The sequence below is a fragment of the Streptomyces sp. NPDC001153 genome (genome assembly GCF_053598315.1).
On sequence record NZ_JBSFJZ010000025.1, the window covers coordinates 1 to 16,876 of the forward strand.

At 72.6% G+C, this 16,876-nt stretch carries 17 protein-coding genes and 1 pseudogene; 7 read left to right on the forward strand and 11 right to left on the reverse strand.

Features of this window, described 5'->3' with window-relative positions:
- Together ACWDEN_RS26670 and ACWDEN_RS26675 are read right to left on the reverse strand one after the other, a co-directional pair.
- Positions 1-630, reverse strand: a 630-nt coding sequence (locus ACWDEN_RS26670; protein WP_351623439.1) for a maltotransferase domain-containing protein, incomplete at its 3' end; no start/stop codon positions are given.
- Positions 631-737: 107 nt separating this feature from the next.
- A complete protein-coding gene (locus ACWDEN_RS26675; RefSeq protein WP_228622012.1) occupies positions 738-1,037 on the reverse strand; it encodes a DUF5133 domain-containing protein in 300 nt (99 codons plus the stop codon).
- Positions 1,038-1,364: 327 nt separating this feature from the next.
- On the opposite strand from ACWDEN_RS26675, the gene ACWDEN_RS26680 reads away from it, so the two are divergent.
- Both ACWDEN_RS26680 and glgX read left to right on the forward strand, forming a co-directional pair.
- Positions 1,365-1,976: a pep a2 gene (locus ACWDEN_RS26680; RefSeq protein WP_450860283.1), complete on the forward strand. Its 612-nt coding sequence runs from the start codon at positions 1,365-1,367 to the stop codon at positions 1,974-1,976.
- Positions 1,973-4,117 carry a glycogen debranching protein GlgX gene (glgX, locus tag ACWDEN_RS26685; RefSeq protein WP_450860284.1) on the forward strand — a complete coding sequence of 715 codons (2,145 nt, stop codon included), beginning with the start codon at positions 1,973-1,975 and terminating at the stop codon, positions 4,115-4,117. The genes ACWDEN_RS26680 and glgX overlap by 4 nt, the downstream gene beginning before the upstream one ends.
- 58 nt (positions 4,118-4,175) lie before the next feature.
- On the opposite strand, the gene ACWDEN_RS26690 is transcribed toward glgX, so the two are convergent.
- Positions 4,176-4,985, reverse strand: coding sequence for a VOC family protein (locus ACWDEN_RS26690; protein WP_351620853.1), 810 nt, complete (start codon positions 4,983-4,985; stop codon positions 4,176-4,178).
- 129 nt (positions 4,986-5,114) lie between these two features.
- Between ACWDEN_RS26690 and ACWDEN_RS26695 the strand changes: the two genes are divergently transcribed.
- The gene (locus ACWDEN_RS26695; protein WP_351620854.1) at positions 5,115-5,429 is read left to right on the forward strand and encodes an ANTAR domain-containing protein; all 315 of its coding nucleotides are present in this window, start codon (positions 5,115-5,117) and stop codon (positions 5,427-5,429) included.
- Positions 5,430-5,471: 42 nt separating this feature from the next.
- Here ACWDEN_RS26695 and ACWDEN_RS26700 read toward each other — a convergent pair whose 3' ends face one another.
- Positions 5,472-6,263, reverse strand: a complete 792-nt coding sequence (locus ACWDEN_RS26700) for an RNA polymerase sigma factor SigF (protein ID WP_351620856.1) — start codon at positions 6,261-6,263, stop codon at positions 5,472-5,474.
- A 249-nt stretch (positions 6,264-6,512) separates the two neighbouring features.
- Here ACWDEN_RS26700 and ACWDEN_RS26705 point away from each other — a divergent pair, with 249 nt between their 5' ends.
- The 4 genes and pseudogenes from ACWDEN_RS26705 (at position 6,513) to ACWDEN_RS26720 (ending at position 10,054) form a co-directional block, all read left to right on the forward strand.
- A complete protein-coding gene (locus tag ACWDEN_RS26705; RefSeq protein ID WP_351620859.1) occupies positions 6,513-6,998 on the forward strand; it encodes a MarR family winged helix-turn-helix transcriptional regulator in 486 nt (161 codons plus the stop codon).
- Between the two features lie 704 nt (positions 6,999-7,702).
- A pseudogene (locus ACWDEN_RS26710) lies at positions 7,703-8,518 on the forward strand (ATP-binding cassette domain-containing protein); the annotation flags it as partial.
- Positions 8,478-9,338 (forward strand): ABC transporter permease, encoded by an 861-nt coding sequence (locus ACWDEN_RS26715; RefSeq protein WP_450860285.1) that lies wholly within the window; start codon positions 8,478-8,480, stop codon positions 9,336-9,338. The pseudogene ACWDEN_RS26710 and the gene ACWDEN_RS26715, both read left to right, overlap by 41 nt.
- 191 nt (positions 9,339-9,529) lie before the next feature.
- Entirely contained in the window at positions 9,530-10,054 is a 525-nt protein-coding gene (locus ACWDEN_RS26720; RefSeq protein ID WP_450860286.1) for a hypothetical protein, read from the forward strand.
- A gap of 70 nt (positions 10,055-10,124) precedes the next feature.
- Here the strand turns inward: ACWDEN_RS26720 and hemC are convergent, their stop codons facing one another.
- From hemC to ACWDEN_RS26755, 7 genes are all read right to left on the reverse strand, one after another.
- Positions 10,125-11,060, reverse strand: a complete 936-nt coding sequence (gene hemC / locus ACWDEN_RS26725) for a hydroxymethylbilane synthase (protein ID WP_351620866.1) — start codon at positions 11,058-11,060, stop codon at positions 10,125-10,127.
- A 72-nt stretch (positions 11,061-11,132) separates the two neighbouring features.
- Positions 11,133-11,957: a hypothetical protein gene (locus tag ACWDEN_RS26730; RefSeq protein ID WP_450860287.1), complete on the reverse strand. Its 825-nt coding sequence runs from the start codon at positions 11,955-11,957 to the stop codon at positions 11,133-11,135.
- Positions 11,958-11,983: 26 nt separating this feature from the next.
- Positions 11,984-12,460: an N-acetyltransferase family protein gene (locus ACWDEN_RS26735; protein WP_450860288.1), complete on the reverse strand. Its 477-nt coding sequence runs from the start codon at positions 12,458-12,460 to the stop codon at positions 11,984-11,986.
- Positions 12,457-12,975, reverse strand: a complete 519-nt coding sequence (locus ACWDEN_RS26740; protein ID WP_450860289.1) for a hypothetical protein — start codon at positions 12,973-12,975, stop codon at positions 12,457-12,459. Before ACWDEN_RS26740 ends, ACWDEN_RS26735 begins: the two co-directional genes overlap by 4 nt.
- Positions 12,976-13,059: 84 nt before the next feature.
- A complete protein-coding gene (locus ACWDEN_RS26745; RefSeq protein ID WP_450860353.1) occupies positions 13,060-14,016 on the reverse strand; it encodes an ATP-dependent DNA ligase in 957 nt (318 codons plus the stop codon).
- Positions 14,017-14,485: 469 nt separating this feature from the next.
- Entirely contained in the window at positions 14,486-15,991 is a 1,506-nt protein-coding gene (glpK, locus tag ACWDEN_RS26750; protein WP_450860290.1) for a glycerol kinase GlpK, read from the reverse strand.
- Positions 15,992-16,035: 44 nt separating this feature from the next.
- On the reverse strand, positions 16,036-16,803 hold the full coding sequence (locus ACWDEN_RS26755; protein WP_450860291.1) for an IclR family transcriptional regulator: 768 nt from the start codon (positions 16,801-16,803) through the stop codon (positions 16,036-16,038).
- Between the last annotated feature and the right edge of the window lie 73 nt (positions 16,804-16,876).

The following is a 16,876-nucleotide window of genomic DNA, read 5'->3' on the forward strand; positions in this document are numbered from 1 at the left end:
CGAGCGCGGGAAGAACTCGTACCAGGAGCCGTACAGGGCCCGCTCCCGCTCCACCAGCAGCGGCATGGGATCGGAGGCGGTGACCAGCTCCCGCAACGGATAGCGCGTCAGCAGCGCGTCCACCTCGGGCGACAGGGCCGCCTCCAGGCGCTCGTGCACCGACAGGGAGTCGTCGCCGAGGGCCTGCGCGGCGGCAAGGACAACGTTGCGCTCCGGGCCCTTCGGCACTCCGGCGGCCGCCCGCTCGTACAGCTCGGCGCCCTCCTCCAGCACCAGCCCGATGTCGATCCCGGCCGGCACCTTGACCGAGGCGGTGTGCCGCCAGGTCGCCAGCGGATGGCTCCAGGCCTCCACCCGGAAGGTCCAGCGGCCCGTCACGTCCGGGGTGACGTCCGCACCCCACAGGTCACTGCCGGGGGAAAGCTCCCGCATCGGCGTCCACGGGCCACGGCGGCCCTTGGGATCGCGCAGGACCACATTGGCGCCCACGGCATCGTGCCCTTCACGGAACACGGTGGCGGTGACCTGGAAGGTCTCCCCGGTCACCGCTTTCGCCGGGCGCCTGCCGCACTCCACGGCCGGCCGGACGTCACGTACCGGGACGCGGCCGATGGCCGGGGTCCTGCGCATGTATCTCACCTCCGCCGTGCGCGAAGCCGGGCACCCGGCCCGGCTTCGCGATCCGAGAGGGGCCGACTCACGCCGGCCCCGGGGGGAACGCCTTGTACGGTGCCAGGTCAGGGGCTTGGCGCCGTGGAACGCCGCTCCGGTGGCGGCGCCCTTCTGGCCGATCGGCGCGGCCGCGGCCGTCCGTCCTGCTCGCGCAGGTAGGTGACCAGATTGGTGCGCAGATAGCGTTCGGCGGCGTCCGCGGCCTCGCGGGCGCAGCGTTTGCCCATCAGTACGCACAGCGTGTAGCCCGAGTCCTCGAAGGTGGCCCGGACCGTGCGGTCGTGGGGCGAGGCGAGCATCACGCGCTCCCACGCCCGGTAACGCCGCAACGCCCGGGCCACTTCGGCCTTGGCGGGTAGCAGCATTGCCCTCTTCACCTTCCACGCTCTCGACTGGGCGCGTTCCCGACGGTCGGGTGGTGTCCGCGCACGGAAGGGCACGGCACCGTTACGGCGATCGAGGCTTTCACTTATGGTGCACGGACGACGACGCAGCGTCTTGTTGGATCTTCAACGACGGATGTGTGTCGGGCCCTCGTGTTGCACGAATGGCGTAGCGCGGTCACCGTGGAGGTGACTCAGAAGCGATCAGCGCTCACGCTATGTGTCCGGGATCCCTCCCGGACAGGCATCCGGGACCCGTCCCGGGCGGGCGAGGGGAGCGAGAGCTTCGCCGGTGAGGAGCAAGCGACGATGAAGACCGCAGTGCCCTGCTACTACCACCTCGACGTGGAAGTCAGCCCGGAACGGGTGGGTCAGGTCAGCCGCATCCTGGCCGCCCACCTCCGCTACTGGGATCTCGAGAACCTCACGGATCCCGTCTGCCGCGGCGCCGAACTGCTGCTGCGGGCGATCGACCAGCACGCCTCCGACAAGCACACCTCGATCGAGATGTGGTGGAACGGCCAGCACCTCATCACCGCCTTCGGTGACGACGACCCCGACCTGCGGCCCGACCTGGACCTGCGGTCCTGCCTGGCGGACATCGCCGCCATGAGCGACGGCTGGGGCTGCTGTGCCTCGGACACCGGCAGCAAGATCATCTGGTTCTCGCAGCGGGCCCGCGCAGGTGAGCGCGTCCCGCTGGTGCCGACCGCCCCCGCGCCGACGCTGCGTCAGGGGCTGCAGGTGCCGCGCGAGGAGCGGATGGCGGTGCTGGCCGCGCCAGCGGGGGCCGTGGACGACGCGCTGGGCGCGCCGGCCGCTGATCCGGCGGAGGCGATGGCCGTGTCGGCCGCCGATCCGGGCGGCGCGATCGCCGCGCCTGCCGCCGGTCTGGACGACGCCCTGGAGGGCAGCCGGTGACCGCCCGAAGGACCAGGAAAGGGCTGCCCGTGTGGAGCGGGCAGCCCTACCCGTTGGGTGCCGCGTTCGACGGGCAGGGCACCAACTTCGCCCTGTTCAGCGAGGTGGCCGAGCGGGTCGAGCTGATCCTCGTCGACGACGCGGGCAAGCAGACGCCCGTGCGGCTGCACGAGGTCGACGGATTCGTCTGGCACGCCTATCTGCCCGGCATCGGGCCGGGCCGGCGCTACGGCTACCGGGTGCACGGCCCCTGGCAGCCCTCGCTCGGCCACCGGTGCAATCCGGCGAAGCTGCTGCTCGACCCGTACGCCCGCGCCGTGGACGGCCAGATCGACAACCACGCCTCGCTGTACGAGCGCGCCCCGGACGGCCCGGCCCCCGCCGACAGCGCCGGGCACTCCATGCTGGGCGTGGTCACCGACCCGTACTTCGACTGGGGCGACGACCGTCCGCCCCGGACGCCGTACTCGGACTCGGTGATCTACGAGGCCCATGTACGCGGCCTGACCCGCACCCACCCCGAGGTCCCCGAGCGGCTGCGCGGCACCTACGCGGGCCTCGCCCATCCCGCCGTCGTCGAGCACCTGACCTCGCTCGGCGTGACCGCGGTGGAACTGATGCCGGTGCACCAGTTCGTGCAGGACGGCGTGCTCCAGGACCGCGGCCTGTCCAACTACTGGGGCTACAACACCATCGGCTTCTTCGCCCCGCACAACGCCTACGCCGCCTTCGGCACCCTGGGCCAGCAGGTCAACGAGTTCAAGGCCATGGTGAAGGCGCTGCACGCGGCCGGCCTCGAGGTGATCCTCGACGTGGTCTACAACCACACCGCCGAGGGCAACGAGCTGGGCCCCACACTGTCCTTCCGGGGCATCGACAACGCGTCCTACTACCGCCTGGTCGACGGCGACTGGGCGCACTACTACGACACCACCGGCACCGGCAACAGCCTGCTGATGCGGCACCCCTACGTGCTCCAGCTGATCATGGACTCGCTGCGGTACTGGGTCACCGAAATGCACGTCGACGGCTTCCGCTTCGACCTCGCGGCAACGCTCGCCCGGCAGTTCCACGAGGTGGACCGGCTCTCGGCGTTCTTCGACCTGATCCAGCAGGACCCGGTCATCAGCCGCGTCAAGCTCATCGCCGAGCCCTGGGACGTGGGGGAGGGCGGCTACCAGGTCGGCAACTTCCCGCCGCTGTGGTCGGAGTGGAACGGCAGGTACCGGGACGCCGTACGGGACTTCTGGCGGGCCGAGCCCGGTTCGCTCGGCGAGTTCGCCTCCCGGCTGACCGGCTCCTCCGACCTGTACCAGCACAGCAGGCGCCGGCCGCGCGCGAGCGTCAACTTCGTCACCGCGCACGACGGTTTCACCCTGCGCGACCTGGTGTCGTACAACGACAAGCACAACGAGGCCAACGGCGAGGACAACCGGGACGGCGAGAGCCACAACCGGTCCTGGAACTGCGGCGTGGAGGGCGCCACCAAGGACCCGGCCGTCCTCGAACTGCGCGCCCGGCAGCAGCGCAACCTGCTGGCCACGCTGCTGCTGTCGCAGGGCATCCCGATGCTCTGCCACGGCGACGAACTCGGCCGCACACAGCACGGCAACAACAACGCCTACTGCCAGGACAACGAGATCTCGTGGATCGACTGGGAGGTGACCGAGGAGCAGCGGTCCCTCGCGGAGTTCACCCGGCGGCTGATCGCCCTGCGCGCCGCGCACCCCGTGCTGCGGCGGCGCCGCTTCTTCCGCGGCGAGACCGTGACCAACGCCAGGCAACCGCTCCCCGACCTGATGTGGTTCAGGCCCGACGCCCGTGAGATGGCGGCCCGGGACTGGCAGCGCGGGGACGCGCACTCGGTGGGGGTGTTCCTCAACGGCGACGCCATCGCCGAGCGCGACGCCCAGGGGCGCCGGATGGTCGACGACTCCTTTCTCCTGCTCGTCAACGGCTACTGGGAACCGGTCGACTTCCGTCTGCCCGACGACACCTTCGGCGAGCGCTGGACGACCCTGATCGACACCGCCGACCCGGACGGCATCCCCGACGAACGCGAACGCAAGGCCGGCACGAGGCTGCGCGTGGTGGCCCGCAGTCTCGTCCTGCTGTCGCGCCCGTCACGCGTGGCGAGCTGAGGGGCCGGCTGCGGCGGACGGCCCTCCGCCCGGCGCACCCGGCGTGACCGGCCCCGGCTCAGCGCAATCGGCGTGACGTCACGGTGAACTGGGCCCCGTCGGCGTCGCGGAGGATCGCCTCGTCCTCGCTCTCGCTCAGCACGCTGCCACCGTGCTTCTCCGCCGCCCGGGCGCAGTCCGTGACGTCCGCGACGGCGAAGTGGATCTGCCAGTGCGGCCGGACGGAGGGATCCGGTGCCGCCTCCGCCGCCCCCGAGTCGATGCGCGCCACGATGTCGCCCTGGCTGCGCAGTACCACCTCGCCGCCCTCGTACTCCACCTCGCAGCAGCCCGGCAGCCCGGACGCCCAGTCGAGGATCTCGCCGTAGAACATCGCGGCGTCGAAGGCGTCGCGGGTGTGCAGCCGGATGAACGTCGGTGCCGCCCGCCGCCAGGCCTCCCAGTTGGCGACCAGCTCCCCCTGCCAGATGCCGAAGGTGGCCCCGTCCCGGTCGGCCAGCAGCGCGGCACGGCCCGGCGGGAAGGACAGCGGCCCGACGGCCGCCGTACCGCCGCGCTCGCGGACCCGCGCCACCGCCACGTCGGCGTCCGGCACGGCGAAGTACGGCGTCCAGGCCACCGCCATCTGCCACATGGCCGCGACGGCGGCGATGCCGGCCACCGGCACCCCGTCCGCCAGCGCGAAACGGAAGTGCTCGCCGAGTTTCGCGCCGCGCCAGCGCCAGCCCAGGACGGCCGAGTAGAAGTCCTGGGTGGCCTTGAGGTCGCGGCTGGTCAGGCTCACCCAGCACGGGGCACCGAAGACGGAGTGCGTGGAGACGACGTCTCGCCTCCGCGGTCCACCACTGACGGGGGCGTTGTGGTTCATGTCAGTCGCGTCCTGCTCTCGGGGGCCGGGCGGCCACCGCTCTCGCACCAGTGTCCAACCGGAAGGGGGCCGATGCCTCCTCGAGTACCCCCGGTGGCATCGGTGCAGGCCGGCGAGGACGATGGGGGCATGGGAGCGAACGAGCCCGACAGGCTCTCCGCGCTGCAGGCCGAGGTCGACCAGATGAAGGAGGCCGTGGTCTCCCACGCGGTCGTCGACCAGGCGATCGGGATGGTGGTGGCCCTGGGCAGGGTGACCCCGGACGAGGGCTGGGAGGTGCTGAGGGAGGTCTCCCAGCACACCAACATCAAGCTGCGCAACATCGCGGAGCTGATCCTCATCTGGGGGCGCTGCGGCGACATCCCGCCCGATGTCGGCGCGGCGCTGGAGGACGCCATGGACAGGTACGGCCCCACTCAGGTGCCCGGAACCTCGGACGGGTGAGTTTCGGGGGGTGTGCCGGTCGTACGGCGGGCCCGGCGTGAATCAGCGGGCCTCGGCGAGCAGTTCCTCGCGCAGCCGGTCGAAGCAGCTGCTGAGCAGCCGGGAGACGTGCATCTGCGAGATGCCCAGCTGCTGGGCGATCCGGCTCTGCGTCATCCCGCGGAAGAACCGCAGGTAGAGGATGATGCGCTCGCGTTCCGGCAGCGCCTCGAGACACGGCCTGACGGCGGTCCGGTCGATCACCAGGTCGTATCCGGGGTCGGGGTCGCCGAGGGAGTCCCCGAGGGCGTAGCCGTCGGTGCCGGCCACCTCGGCGTCCAGGGACAGCGCGGAGAAGCACTCGAGCGCCTCCATGCCGGTGCGGACCTCGTCCTCGCTGAGCCGCGTGTGGGCGGCGATCTCCGCCACGGTGGGCGGGCGCCCCGAGGTGCTCTGGGCCAGTTCCTTGCAGGCGGAGCGGACCCGGTTGCGCAGGTCCTGTACCCGGCGCGGCACGTGCAGGGTCCACATGTGGTCGCGGAAGTGGCGCTTGATCTCACCGGTGATGGTGGGCACGGCGTACGCCTCGAAGGCACGGCCACGCTCGGGGTCGTAGTGGTCGACGGCCTTCACCAGGCCGAGGGCGGCCACCTGGTACAGGTCCTCCAGGGTCTCCCCGCGGCCGCGGAACCGCACGGCGATCCGCTCGGCCATGGGCAGCCAGAGCCGGACCAGTTCATCACGCAGCGCCCGCCGGTCGGGGCCGTCGGGCAGCGTCGCGAGCCGCTCGAAGGAGTCCGCCGTGTCGGGGGCGTCATCGTGGGGGTGGGAAGTCGTGCTGGCGGTGACACTCATGGTGCGCACCTCTCTCAGCAGGTGCTGGATGTACAGACACCGTGGGAGGCGCGCTCGGACCGGGAAACGGGTAACGGGGCGTCCGGCAAGGTGCCGACTCCCACGGAAGTGCCTCCGGTCCGAAGCACTGCCCATTGTTTTCCCCCTCCCGGACATCACAAACAATTCAGTACAAATGGGGTGCGAGCCGGGTCGGTCTTGGCCTCCCCTTGGCGGGAATTACCTCTGTAAGAGAGGTAATCTTCTGGTGTGGAACCCGGTACGCCACAGCGAACGGCAACGGAGTCGGAGACCCTTCCGGAGGAGCTGGCGGACGCGCTGGTGCGCATCCAGCGGCTGATCCGGCGGCGGCTGCGTGACGGGCTGACCGAGCCCCGGCTGCGCGGCGCCGAGGTGGAGCTGCTCCGACTGGTCGAATCCCGGCCCGGCATCGGCATCTCGGACGCGGCGAGGGCACTGCACCTGGCCGGCAACTCCGTGTCGACGCTGGTCAACCAGCTGCTCCGGGGCGGCTACCTGGTCCGTGAGACCGACCCCGCCGACCGGCGCGCGGCCCGGCTGCAGCTGACCGCCGCCGCCGCGAAGCGCCTCGGCGACTGGAAGCGGCGCCGGGCCGAACTGGTCGGCCGGCACGTGTCCCGCCTCGACGACACCGACCGGGAGGCCCTGCGCGCGGCCCTGCCGGCACTGCGCAAGCTGGCGGCCGGCCTGCACGAGGAGGCCGAGGAAGCATGACGGAGGCCGACGACCATGACGGAGGTCCACGAGCCATGACGAGGAACACCGCGGAAACCCCCGCCGACACCTCCGGCGCCTCCACGGACGCGGCCGACAGCCCTGCCGCCTCCGTGGACACCGCCGACAGCCCCTATGCCGCAGCCGCCGCCGGGGCCGTCGGTGCCGACGCGGTTTCTGGCGCGTCCGGGCAGGCTCTCGATGTGCCCGGTGCGGCCGTCGGCTCTGCGGGAATCGTGGGCGCGTCGCCCGAATCCGCCGAGGGCGTCGACGCATCCGTCAGGGCCGCTGGTGGCCTTGGCGCGTCCGGTGAGAGCCCCGGTGCGCCCGCCGCAACCGTCGGCTCGGCGGTAGCCGTCGGCCCTGCCGGAACCGTCCGTGCGGCCCCCGGATCCGCCGAGCATGTCGATACAGCTGACGCCGCCCCCGGCGCTCCCGCCGCTGCTGTCGGCGCCGCCGGAATCGTGGGCGCGTCGCCCGAATCCGCCGAGGGCGTCGACGCGTCCGCCAGGGCCGCCGGTGGCCCTGGCGCGTCCGGTGAGAGCCCCGGTGCGCCCGCCGCAACCGTCGGCTCCGCCGTCGCCGTCGGTCCCACCGGAACCGCCCATGCCGCCCCCGGATCCGCCGACCCCGTCGATACAGCCGGTGAAGTCGCGACAGCCGGTGCAGTCGCGCGCCCCGCGGCCGCCCCCGCCCCGGTCGCCGACGCAGTCAGCTGCACCCGGCTCGTCTACGCCTTCGGTGACACGCGTGCCGTCGACGGGCTCGACCTGGTTGTCCGGGAGGGGGAGGTGTTCGGGCTGCTCGGGCCCAACGGTGCCGGGAAGACGACCGCGATCCGCTGCATCACCACCCTGCTGCCCGTCCCCGCCGGCATGGTCGGCGTCTTCGGGCACGACGCGGCCAAGGAGCGGATGGCGGTGCGCCGGCTGCTCGGCTATGTCCCCCAGCAGCTGTCCGCCGACAGCGGGCTCACCGGCCGGGAGAACGTCGCCCTCTTCGCCCGTGTCTTCGACGTCCCCCGCCGCGAGCGTGCCGAACGGGTCACTCAGGCGCTGGCCGCCGTCGGCCTCGCGGACGCCGCCGACCGGCTCGCCGGCACCTACTCCGGCGGCATGGTCCGCCGCCTGGAGCTCGCCCAGGCGCTGGTGAGCGCGCCCCGGCTGCTGATCCTCGACGAACCGACCATCGGGCTCGACCCGATCGCCCGCACCGGCGTCTGGGAGCACATCAACGCCGTCCGCGCGGCCACCGGCATGACGGTCCTGGTCACCACCCACTACATGGACGAGGCCGACCAGTACTGCGACCGGGTCGGCCTGATGCACCGCGGCCGCATCCGCGCCCTCGGCACCCCGGCCGAGCTCCGCCGCGGCCTCGCCGAACGCCTGGGCACCGGCACCCTGCCCACGCTGGAGGACGTCTTCCGCGACGTCGCCGGCAGCGGCCTCGACGACCACTCCGCAGGAGGTTTCCGCGATGTCCGCAGCACCCGCCGCACCGCGCGCCGAGTCGGCTGACCGCGCCCCCGGCAGCGCCACCGCCCTGCTACTCAGCCCGCCCGTGCCGCGCACCGGCTGGCGGCTGCTGCCCGCCCGGGTCGCCGCCCTGTGCGCCGTCGAACTGCAGAAGCTGCGGCACGACCGCACCGAGCTCTACACCCGCGCGGTCCAGCCCGCCCTGTGGCTGCTGATCTTCGGCCAGACCTTCACCCGGATACGGGCCATACCCACCGGCGGCGTCCCGTACATCGACTTCATGGCGCCCGGCATCATCGCCCAGTCGGCGATGTTCATCGCGATCTTCTACGGCATCCAGATCATCTGGGAGCGCGACGCGGGCATCCTGAACAAGCTCCTCGTCACCCCGACCCCGCGCTCGGCGCTGATCACCGGCAAGGCGTTCGCCGCCGGGGTGAAGTCGCTGATCCAGGCGGTCGTCGTGATCGTCATCGCGGCCCTGCTCGGAGTGGCCCTCACCTGGAACCCGCTGAAGCTGCTCGGCGTCGCCCTCGCCGTCGTACTCGCCTCCGCGTTCTTCTCCTGTCTGTCGATGACCATCGCCGGCATCGTGCTCAGCCGCGACCGGCTGATGGGCTTCGGGCAGGCGATCACCATGCCGCTGTTCTTCGGCTCCAACGCCCTGTACCCCGTCTCGGTGATGCCGGGCTGGCTCCAGGCCGTCAGCAAGGTGAACCCGCTGAGCTACCAAGTCGACGCCCTGCGCGGCCTGCTGCTCGGCACGCCCGCGCACCTCGGCGCCGACTTCGCCGTCCTGGCGGTGGCCGCCGCGCTCGGCGTCACCGCGGCCTCCTCGCTGCTCGGCCGCCTGGCCCGATGATCTTGCCCGCGGACGTGATGTGCGGCACGCACCCGTACCCCCTGCGAAGCCGCCGGGTACGGATTCTTCCTGGGCAGCGCTTGATCAGCGATCAAAGCGGGCGAACCCGCTGGCCACAGTGCATTCCACTCATTTGACAGTGCGCTCAGCGCACAGATAGACAGCAGCTCTCGGAGGTCGAGAGGGGCACTGTGTACGAGCCGAACGTGGTCGGGGACTGGCAGGAGTACGACGAGCATGCCGGTCTGCGGGTCCGCGTCCACCGTCTGGAGGCCGCGGAGCCGCCGCGCGGACGTGACGACGCCGCCGTCGGGCTGACGTACTTCACGGTCCGTGTGACGGTCGAGAACCGCGGCGCCCAGCCCTACGGCATCCACCTGGAGGACGGCCAGATCGACGTCCGGGTCGGCCCCGACGGCGAGGGCGCGTTCATCGACTGGCGCAACTCGCAGTTCATCGAGGGCTTCGACGTCTACCCCCTGCGCCGGGCCACCGCCGTGCTCTACGCCGCCGCCCCCGAGGCCGCGCTGTCCCACGTGGACGTGCAGGTGCAGCTGCGGGTGGAGGACGACTGGGCCGACCGCCGGCTGTGGACCGGCGGCATCGGCGTCGTGGAGGCGACCCCGGCGGCCGCCCCTGCCTCCGCCGGGCAGCACAGCCTGGCCCACCAGGTCAGCGCCTTCCTGAAGGACCAGACGGAGCCCGGCACCGCCTGACGCGGCCGGACGGGCGCCGCCGCAGGTCCCGGGACGGAGCCGTCGCACGACCCCGTGCCCGACCGTGTGGTCAGTGCGGGATGCCGTCGATGATCTCCCGCGCGCCCTGCCGCAACAGCGCCACCGCGACCGAGGTGCCGAGCGTGGCCGGGTCGAGCCGGCCCGCCCACTCGTGGGCGTTCAGCCGGGTCTTGCCGTCCGGAGTGAACACGCAGGCCCGCAGGGACAGTTCCCCGCCGCGGTCCACGCGCGCGTACCCGGCGATGGGGCTGTTGCAGTGGCCCTGCAGCACGTGCAGGAACATCCGCTCGGCGGTCGCCTCGCGATGCGTGTCCGGGTCGCCGAGCCCGCTGACGGCGTCGATCAGATCGCTGTCGTCCTCCCGGCACTGCAGCGCGAGGATGCCCGCACCGATCGGCGGCATCATCTCGTCCGGCGACAGCACCTCGCTGATCACGTCCGTCCGGCCGATCCGCTCCAGACCGGACATGGCCAGCAGCAGCGCGTCCGCGTCCCCGGCGGCCAGCTTCTCCAGCCGTCGATTGGCGTTGCCGCGGAACGGCACGCACTCCAGGTGCGGATGCGTGGCGGACAGCTGGGCCACCCGGCGCACCGCGGAGGTGCCGATCCGGGTGCCGGCCGGCAGTTCGTCCAGGGTGAGCCCGCCCGGGTGCACCAGCGCGTCCCGGATGTCGTCCCGCTTCAGGAAGGCGGCGAACACCGTCCCGGCGGGCAGCGGCCGGTCGGCGGGCACGTCCTTGACGCAGTGCACCGCGAGATCGGCCTCCCCGGCCAGCAGGGCCGCGTCGACCTCCTTGGTGAAGGCCCCCTTGCCCTCGACCTTGGACAGATCGCCGAGCCACTTGTCGCCGGTGGTCTTCACCGGCACCACCTCGGTGCGCACACCGGGGTGAAGGACGGCCAACTCGGCGCGCACGCGCTCGACTTGGGCCAGGGCCATGGGGGAGTCGCGGGAGACGACACGGATCAATTCCGGGACGGACATGGGGACACGATAGACCCTCGGGCCCGACGCCCGGTCGGGGCCCACTGGCGCTGCGCCGGGGTCCCGCTCCGGTCACCGCCAGTCGTACGGGTACAGGTCCGAAGCCCAGCCGGGACGGGCGGCGAGCGCGTCGGCCCGCTCCGGGGTGCGCAGCAGGCACCGGTGCCGCAGCAGGTCACGCCGCTCGGCCGGGGTCAACAGCGCCTCCGCGCCGTCCGCGTCGACGGCGTCCACGTGCGTGTCGCCCAGGATGTTGAGACGGTCGCCGGTGTTGGTCCTGACGTCGACGCGGAAGCCGGTGCGCCACTGGGAGTTGGATCCCCAGCCCATGGACGGATCGACCGTGGGCCGGTGCCGGCGCCGGAAGGTCCAGTACAGCGGGGAGCGGTCGGCTACGCCGCGCTCCGCGTGCCGCGACCCGGCCCGCACGCGCACGCCCGCCCGGCCGAACAGGACACCGCCACCCAGCCACAGGCCCGGCCAGACGACCCCGGTGATCCTGATCGGCTCGGCGGGGTCGGCCGCCTGCTCGACCTCCACGATCTCGTGCAGGAACGGGTCGAACACCGCGGTCTCCTCGAACGGCGCCATCCCGAGCCCCGTGAAGAACGCCGGATACTGCTCCCCGCTGATCCCGGGTCCCGCCCAGTGGTCGTGCCCGGGCGGCTGGAAGCAGAGCAGCAGCGCGTCGGCGACCCGGCTCAGCGCGTACAGCTCCCACAGGTCCTCGTGCAGCCGCGCCCGCTGTGGCTCACCCTGCTCCGGCAGGGGTCCGCCCAGCAAGCCGGCCACCGTGGCGAGGCGCTCCCGGTAGGCCGCTCCGGCGTATGCGGCCCATGGGCCGGCGACGGCGTCGTACGCGTCCGTGCCCGTGTGCTCGAGCAGCCGCAGGTACAACTCCCGGGCGGCGACCGGTTCCCGGCTCAGGCGACCGCTCCGCCGACCGGGAGGCTGTAGCGCAGCTTCTGCTTCGCGCGGGCGCTGAGCCGGTCGTAGAACCGGACCGCCCCTTCGTTCCAGGCGGGTGTCTGCCACTGCACCTCCGGGACGCCGAGCCGCCGTGCCTCGGCGACCACCGCGTCCACGAGCAGCGGGCCGAGGCCGAGGCCGCGGTGGCCGGGGGCCAGGAACAGGCAGTCCATGTGCAGGTACTCCCGCCCGTCCCAGGTGGACAGTTCGGGCGCGCAGGTGGCGTAGCCGACGATCTCCCCGTCCGGGGTCTCGGCGACCAGGCAGCGCAGTCGCGGGGCGGGGGTGTCGAACAGCAGGCCGGCCAGCCGGCCGGCGAGGTCCGGCACGGGCGGGGCGGCGCGTTCGTACGCGGCGTGCTGGGCGGCCAGTTCGGCCACGCGCGGCAGATCGGCCCGGCCGGCATGCCGTACCAGGGCAGTCCCGGTCACCGGACCTCGCCCTCCAGGGTGTCGGCGCTCCAGGCGGTCAGGCGCTCGGCGAGCGGACCCCTGCCGTCCAGGACGTGCCGGGAGAAGGCCTCCCGCTCGTGCGCCAGCAGCGCGGCCTCCCAGACGCAGGGCGCGAGCCCCGCCCGGCCCGGCCGCAGCTCGGCCGGCCGCCCGGCCGGGCCGGTGAACACGGCCAGGTCGGACATGTGTCCCTCGATCCAGTTGTGCACGAGGAGGTAGTCGCCGTCGCCCCCCGCGTGCACGAGCAGGACCGCCAGGCCCAGCGAGCCGCGCGCCTGTCCCAGCGTCAGATGGCCCGCCGCCAGGTCCAGCGCCGTGTCCACGTCCTGCGGACCGACCGTACGCCCCGGTGCCTGCAGCGCGTACACCTTGACCAGATGACCGGCGGCTTCCCGGACACCCAGCGCCCGGGCGCTACGGCCGTGATGGCCCTCGGCGAGGGCGAGGAGTCCGGAGGCGTCGATCGCGGGGGGCAGCTCCACGTGAAGATCCATCGGGCCATGATGGGGGCCGGATGCGGCGGGCGTCCATGGCGGGGGCGGGCACCGCACGGCATGGCGGCGCACCGGCGTGTCTCCTCAGTCGAAGCCCTCCGGCAGGTCCGCCGCGGATTCCTCCGGGGTGAGGTCCGGGCGGAGCCGCAGCCAGGACGGCTGGCGCAGGAGGCCGGCCCGGGTACGGGTGCTGTAGCCGACCTCGCCGACCAGCCGGGGCAGCACCCAGCGGGCGCCCGGGACGCGCGGCACCGGATCGAAGGGGCACCGCTCGCTCGCCGCCGCCCGCAGCAGCGCGGCCAGCTCCGTCCGCTCGGCCTCGCTCCAGCCGGTGCCCACCCCGCCGACGTACCGCAGCCGGCCGCCCGCGTCGCGCTGACCGGCCAGCACCGCGCCGGGCAGCCCGCTCAGCCGCCCCTTGCCCGGCAGCCAGCCTCCGACGATGACGTCCTCGGCACGCATGTTCCGGATCTTGATCCACGCGCGCGAGCGCACCCCGGGCTCGTACACCGAGTCCAGCCGCTTGCACACCAGACCCTCCAGGCCGTGCTCCCTGGTCGCCGCGAGCGCCTCGGCGCCATGTCCGGTCACCGCACCCGGAGTCGACCAGTAGGGCCCGGCGAGGCCCAGCTCCGTCAGCCGGGCCCGCCGCCGTACGTACGGCTGTCGCAGCTGGGACTCCTCGCAGTACGGCACGTCGAACAGCACCAGGTGCACCGGCACCTGGGCGGCCCGGCGTGCGGCCCGCGCGGGGGCGTGCGCCAGTCCCATCCGGCTCTGCAGCAACTGGAAGTCGGCGCGGCCCTGTTCGTCGAGGGCCAGCACCTCGCCGTCCAGTACGGCGGGCGTGGTGCCCAGCGCGCCGCCGAGCGGCCGCAGTTCCGGATAGGCCGCGGTGATGTCCTCGCCCGAGCGGGCACGCAGCAGCAGGCTGCCGTCACCGGGCAGATAGACCATGACCCGCTGGCCGTCCTGCTTGGTCTCGTAAGCCCACCGCGGGTCCTGGGCGGCGGGCGGGAGGGGGCCGGGCGTGGCGAGCATCGGCGCGATGAGCGGCAGGGGTACGGCGGTCACGGCTGAAGATCTCGACCGCTCCCGGCCCCCTCACGCGCCTTGGACCGCCGGTTCCCCTGAACGGGCTCGCGCGGGGTGCGGGTGCCGGGGATACCGGCCGGCTCGCGCGGGGTGGCGGGAGCCGCGGACACGGTCGGGCAGGCCCGGCCACCGGCGATGTCCGCGCTCGATCCGCGGGCTGCGAGCTGCCAGTGGCGGACATCGCCTCGCAGGCCCGGCAGCGGCACGGCGGACGGCCGCAGCAGAACGCCGCCTGGTGGCGGAGATGTGCCCCTGGGCGGGGACCGTCCGGGGCGGCGCCGCGCCCCGTCCCCACGGGCCGCGGCGCACAGGGGCGGCCTCCGCTCAGGGCCGCCCGGCTCCGGTGGATGTCTTGCTTGAGTCAGGCAAGTACATGGGGCTTACTTGAGTCGAGCAAGTTCATAAGGCACCGCACCTACGGCCGTCGAACCCAGCCCAGGGACCGTTCGACGGCCCGCTGCCAGTTGTCGTACTCCGACTCCCGCAGTTCGGCGTCCATGGCGGGCAGCCACTGGGCGGCCCGGTGCCAGTTGCGGCGCAGCACTTCCAGATCGGACCAGTAGCCGGCGGCCAGCCCGGCCGCGTAGGCGGCGCCCAGCGAGACCGTCTCGGCGACCATGGGCCGTACCACGGGTACGTCGAGCACATCGGCCACGAACTGCATGAGCAGGTTGTCCGCGGTCATGCCCCCGTCCACCTTGAGCTGCCGAAGGGGGACCGAGGAGTCGGCGTTCATGGCGTCGACGACCTCCCGTGTCTGCCAACCGGTGGCTTCCAGGACGGCCCGCGCCAGGTGCCCCTTGGTGATGTACGAGGTGAGGCCGACGATGACCCCGCGTGCGTCGCTGCGCCAGCGGGGCGCGAACAGACCCGAGAACGCGGGGACGATGTAGCAGCCTCCGTTGTCCTCGACCGTCCGCGCGAGGGTCTCGATCTCCGGGGCGCTGTTGATCAGTCCCAGGCGGTCCCGGAACCACTGGACGAGTGCGCCGGTGACGGCGATCGACCCTTCCAGGGCGTAGGCCGGCTGCTGGTCCCCGATCCGGTACGCGACGGTCGTGAGGAGCCCGTGCCGGGACCGCACCAGCTGGCTGCCGGTGTTGAGCAGCAGGAAACTGCCCGTACCGTAGGTGCACTTGGCCTCGCCCGGGGAGAAGCAGGTCTGGCCGAAGAGGGCGGCCTGCTGGTCGCCGAGGGCGGCGGTGATCGCGACCCCGGGCAGCAGCGAGCGGGCTTCGCCGTACGTCTCGGCCGAGGACCGGATCCCGGGCAGCATCGCGCGGGGCACCCCGAAGAAGGCCAGCAGCTCGTCGTCCCAGGAGAGCGTGCGGATGTTCATCAGCATGGTGCGGCTGGCGTTGGTGGCGTCGGTGATGTGCAGGCCGCTGTCGGCGCCCCCGGTGAGATTCCAGATCAGCCAGCTCTCCATCGTGCCGAACAGCACCTCGCCGTCCATGGCGCGCTGTTCGACCCCCTTGACGTGGTCGAACAGCCACCGGATCCGCAGCGCGGAGAAGTAGGTCGAGGGCGGCAGGGCGCACCGCTCCAGGAAGAACGCCTCACCGGGGCGCTGTCCGAGCTCGTCGACGAGCGGCTCCGTGCGGGTGTCCTGCCAGACGATCGCCCGGCCCAGCGGGGCGCCGGTCCGCCGGTCCCACAGCACCGTCGTCTCGCGCTGGTTGGCCAGGCCGATGGCGGTGACCTGCCCCCTGTCGACACCGGCCTCGGAGAGCGCCTCGGGCACGATCTGCCGCAGGTTGTGCCAGATCTCCACGGCGTCGTGCTCCACCCAGCCGGGCCTGGGGAAGTGCTGCCGGTGTTCCTTCTGCGCGACCGAGACCAGCCGCCCACGGTGGTCGAACAGGATGCATCGGGTGGAGTTGGTGCCCTGATCGATGGACATTACGTACCGGTCAGCCATGATCGGGTCTGCCTTCCGACGGATCGAGGGGCGGCTGTCCTGGCCTACCAGCGGGCGGCTCCCAGGTCCCTGGAGATCGCCCGTGCGGCTTCACGGAGCAGCGTGATCAGGTTCGGGCGGGGGTGCCCCTGGCTGTCGCAGATCCGCTCGACCGGCCCGGACAGCCCGATGGCACCGACGACGAGGCCGCCGTGCCCGCGGATCGGCGCGGCGATTCCGGCCTCGCCCATGCTCATTTCCTGGATCTCGGCGGCCCATCCGAGTTCCCTGACCTCCGCGAGCGCCCGGGCGAGCCGCTCGGGATCGGTCAGGGTGTGCCGGGTGTACGCCTCCAGCTCCTGGTCCCCGACCGGCTCGACGCCCGCGGTCCCGTACGCCAGCAGTACCTTGCCGAGCGAGGAGGCGTGCAGGGGCAGCAGGGAGCCCACGTCCAGGGTCTGGAAGGTGTCGTCCGGCCGGAACACGTGGTGGACGACGAGGACGCTGCCCTCCAGGGGGGTGCCCAGGCGTACCGCCTCCCCGCTGCGGGCGGCCAGGGCGTCGGCCCAGTTGAGCGAGCGCGAGCGCAGCTCGTTGACGTCGAGGTAGCTGGTACCGAGGTGCAGCAGGGCGGCTCCGAGCTGGTACTTGCCGGTCGCCGCGTCCTGCTCCACGAAGTCCACGTGCTGGAGCGTGCGCAGAATGCCGTGGGCGGTGCCCTTCGCCAGCCCGAGCGAGGCCGCCACCTCGCCGAGACCGAGTCGGCGGGGCCCGCCTGCGAGCAGACGCAGAATCGCTGCCGCCCGTTCGATCGACTGGACTGGGCCGGCCATGAGGCGAGCCTATTACCCGCACGGACGCCGTGCCCGCGGGAGGGCGTTCGGTAATGCCGACCGCCGTTCATTG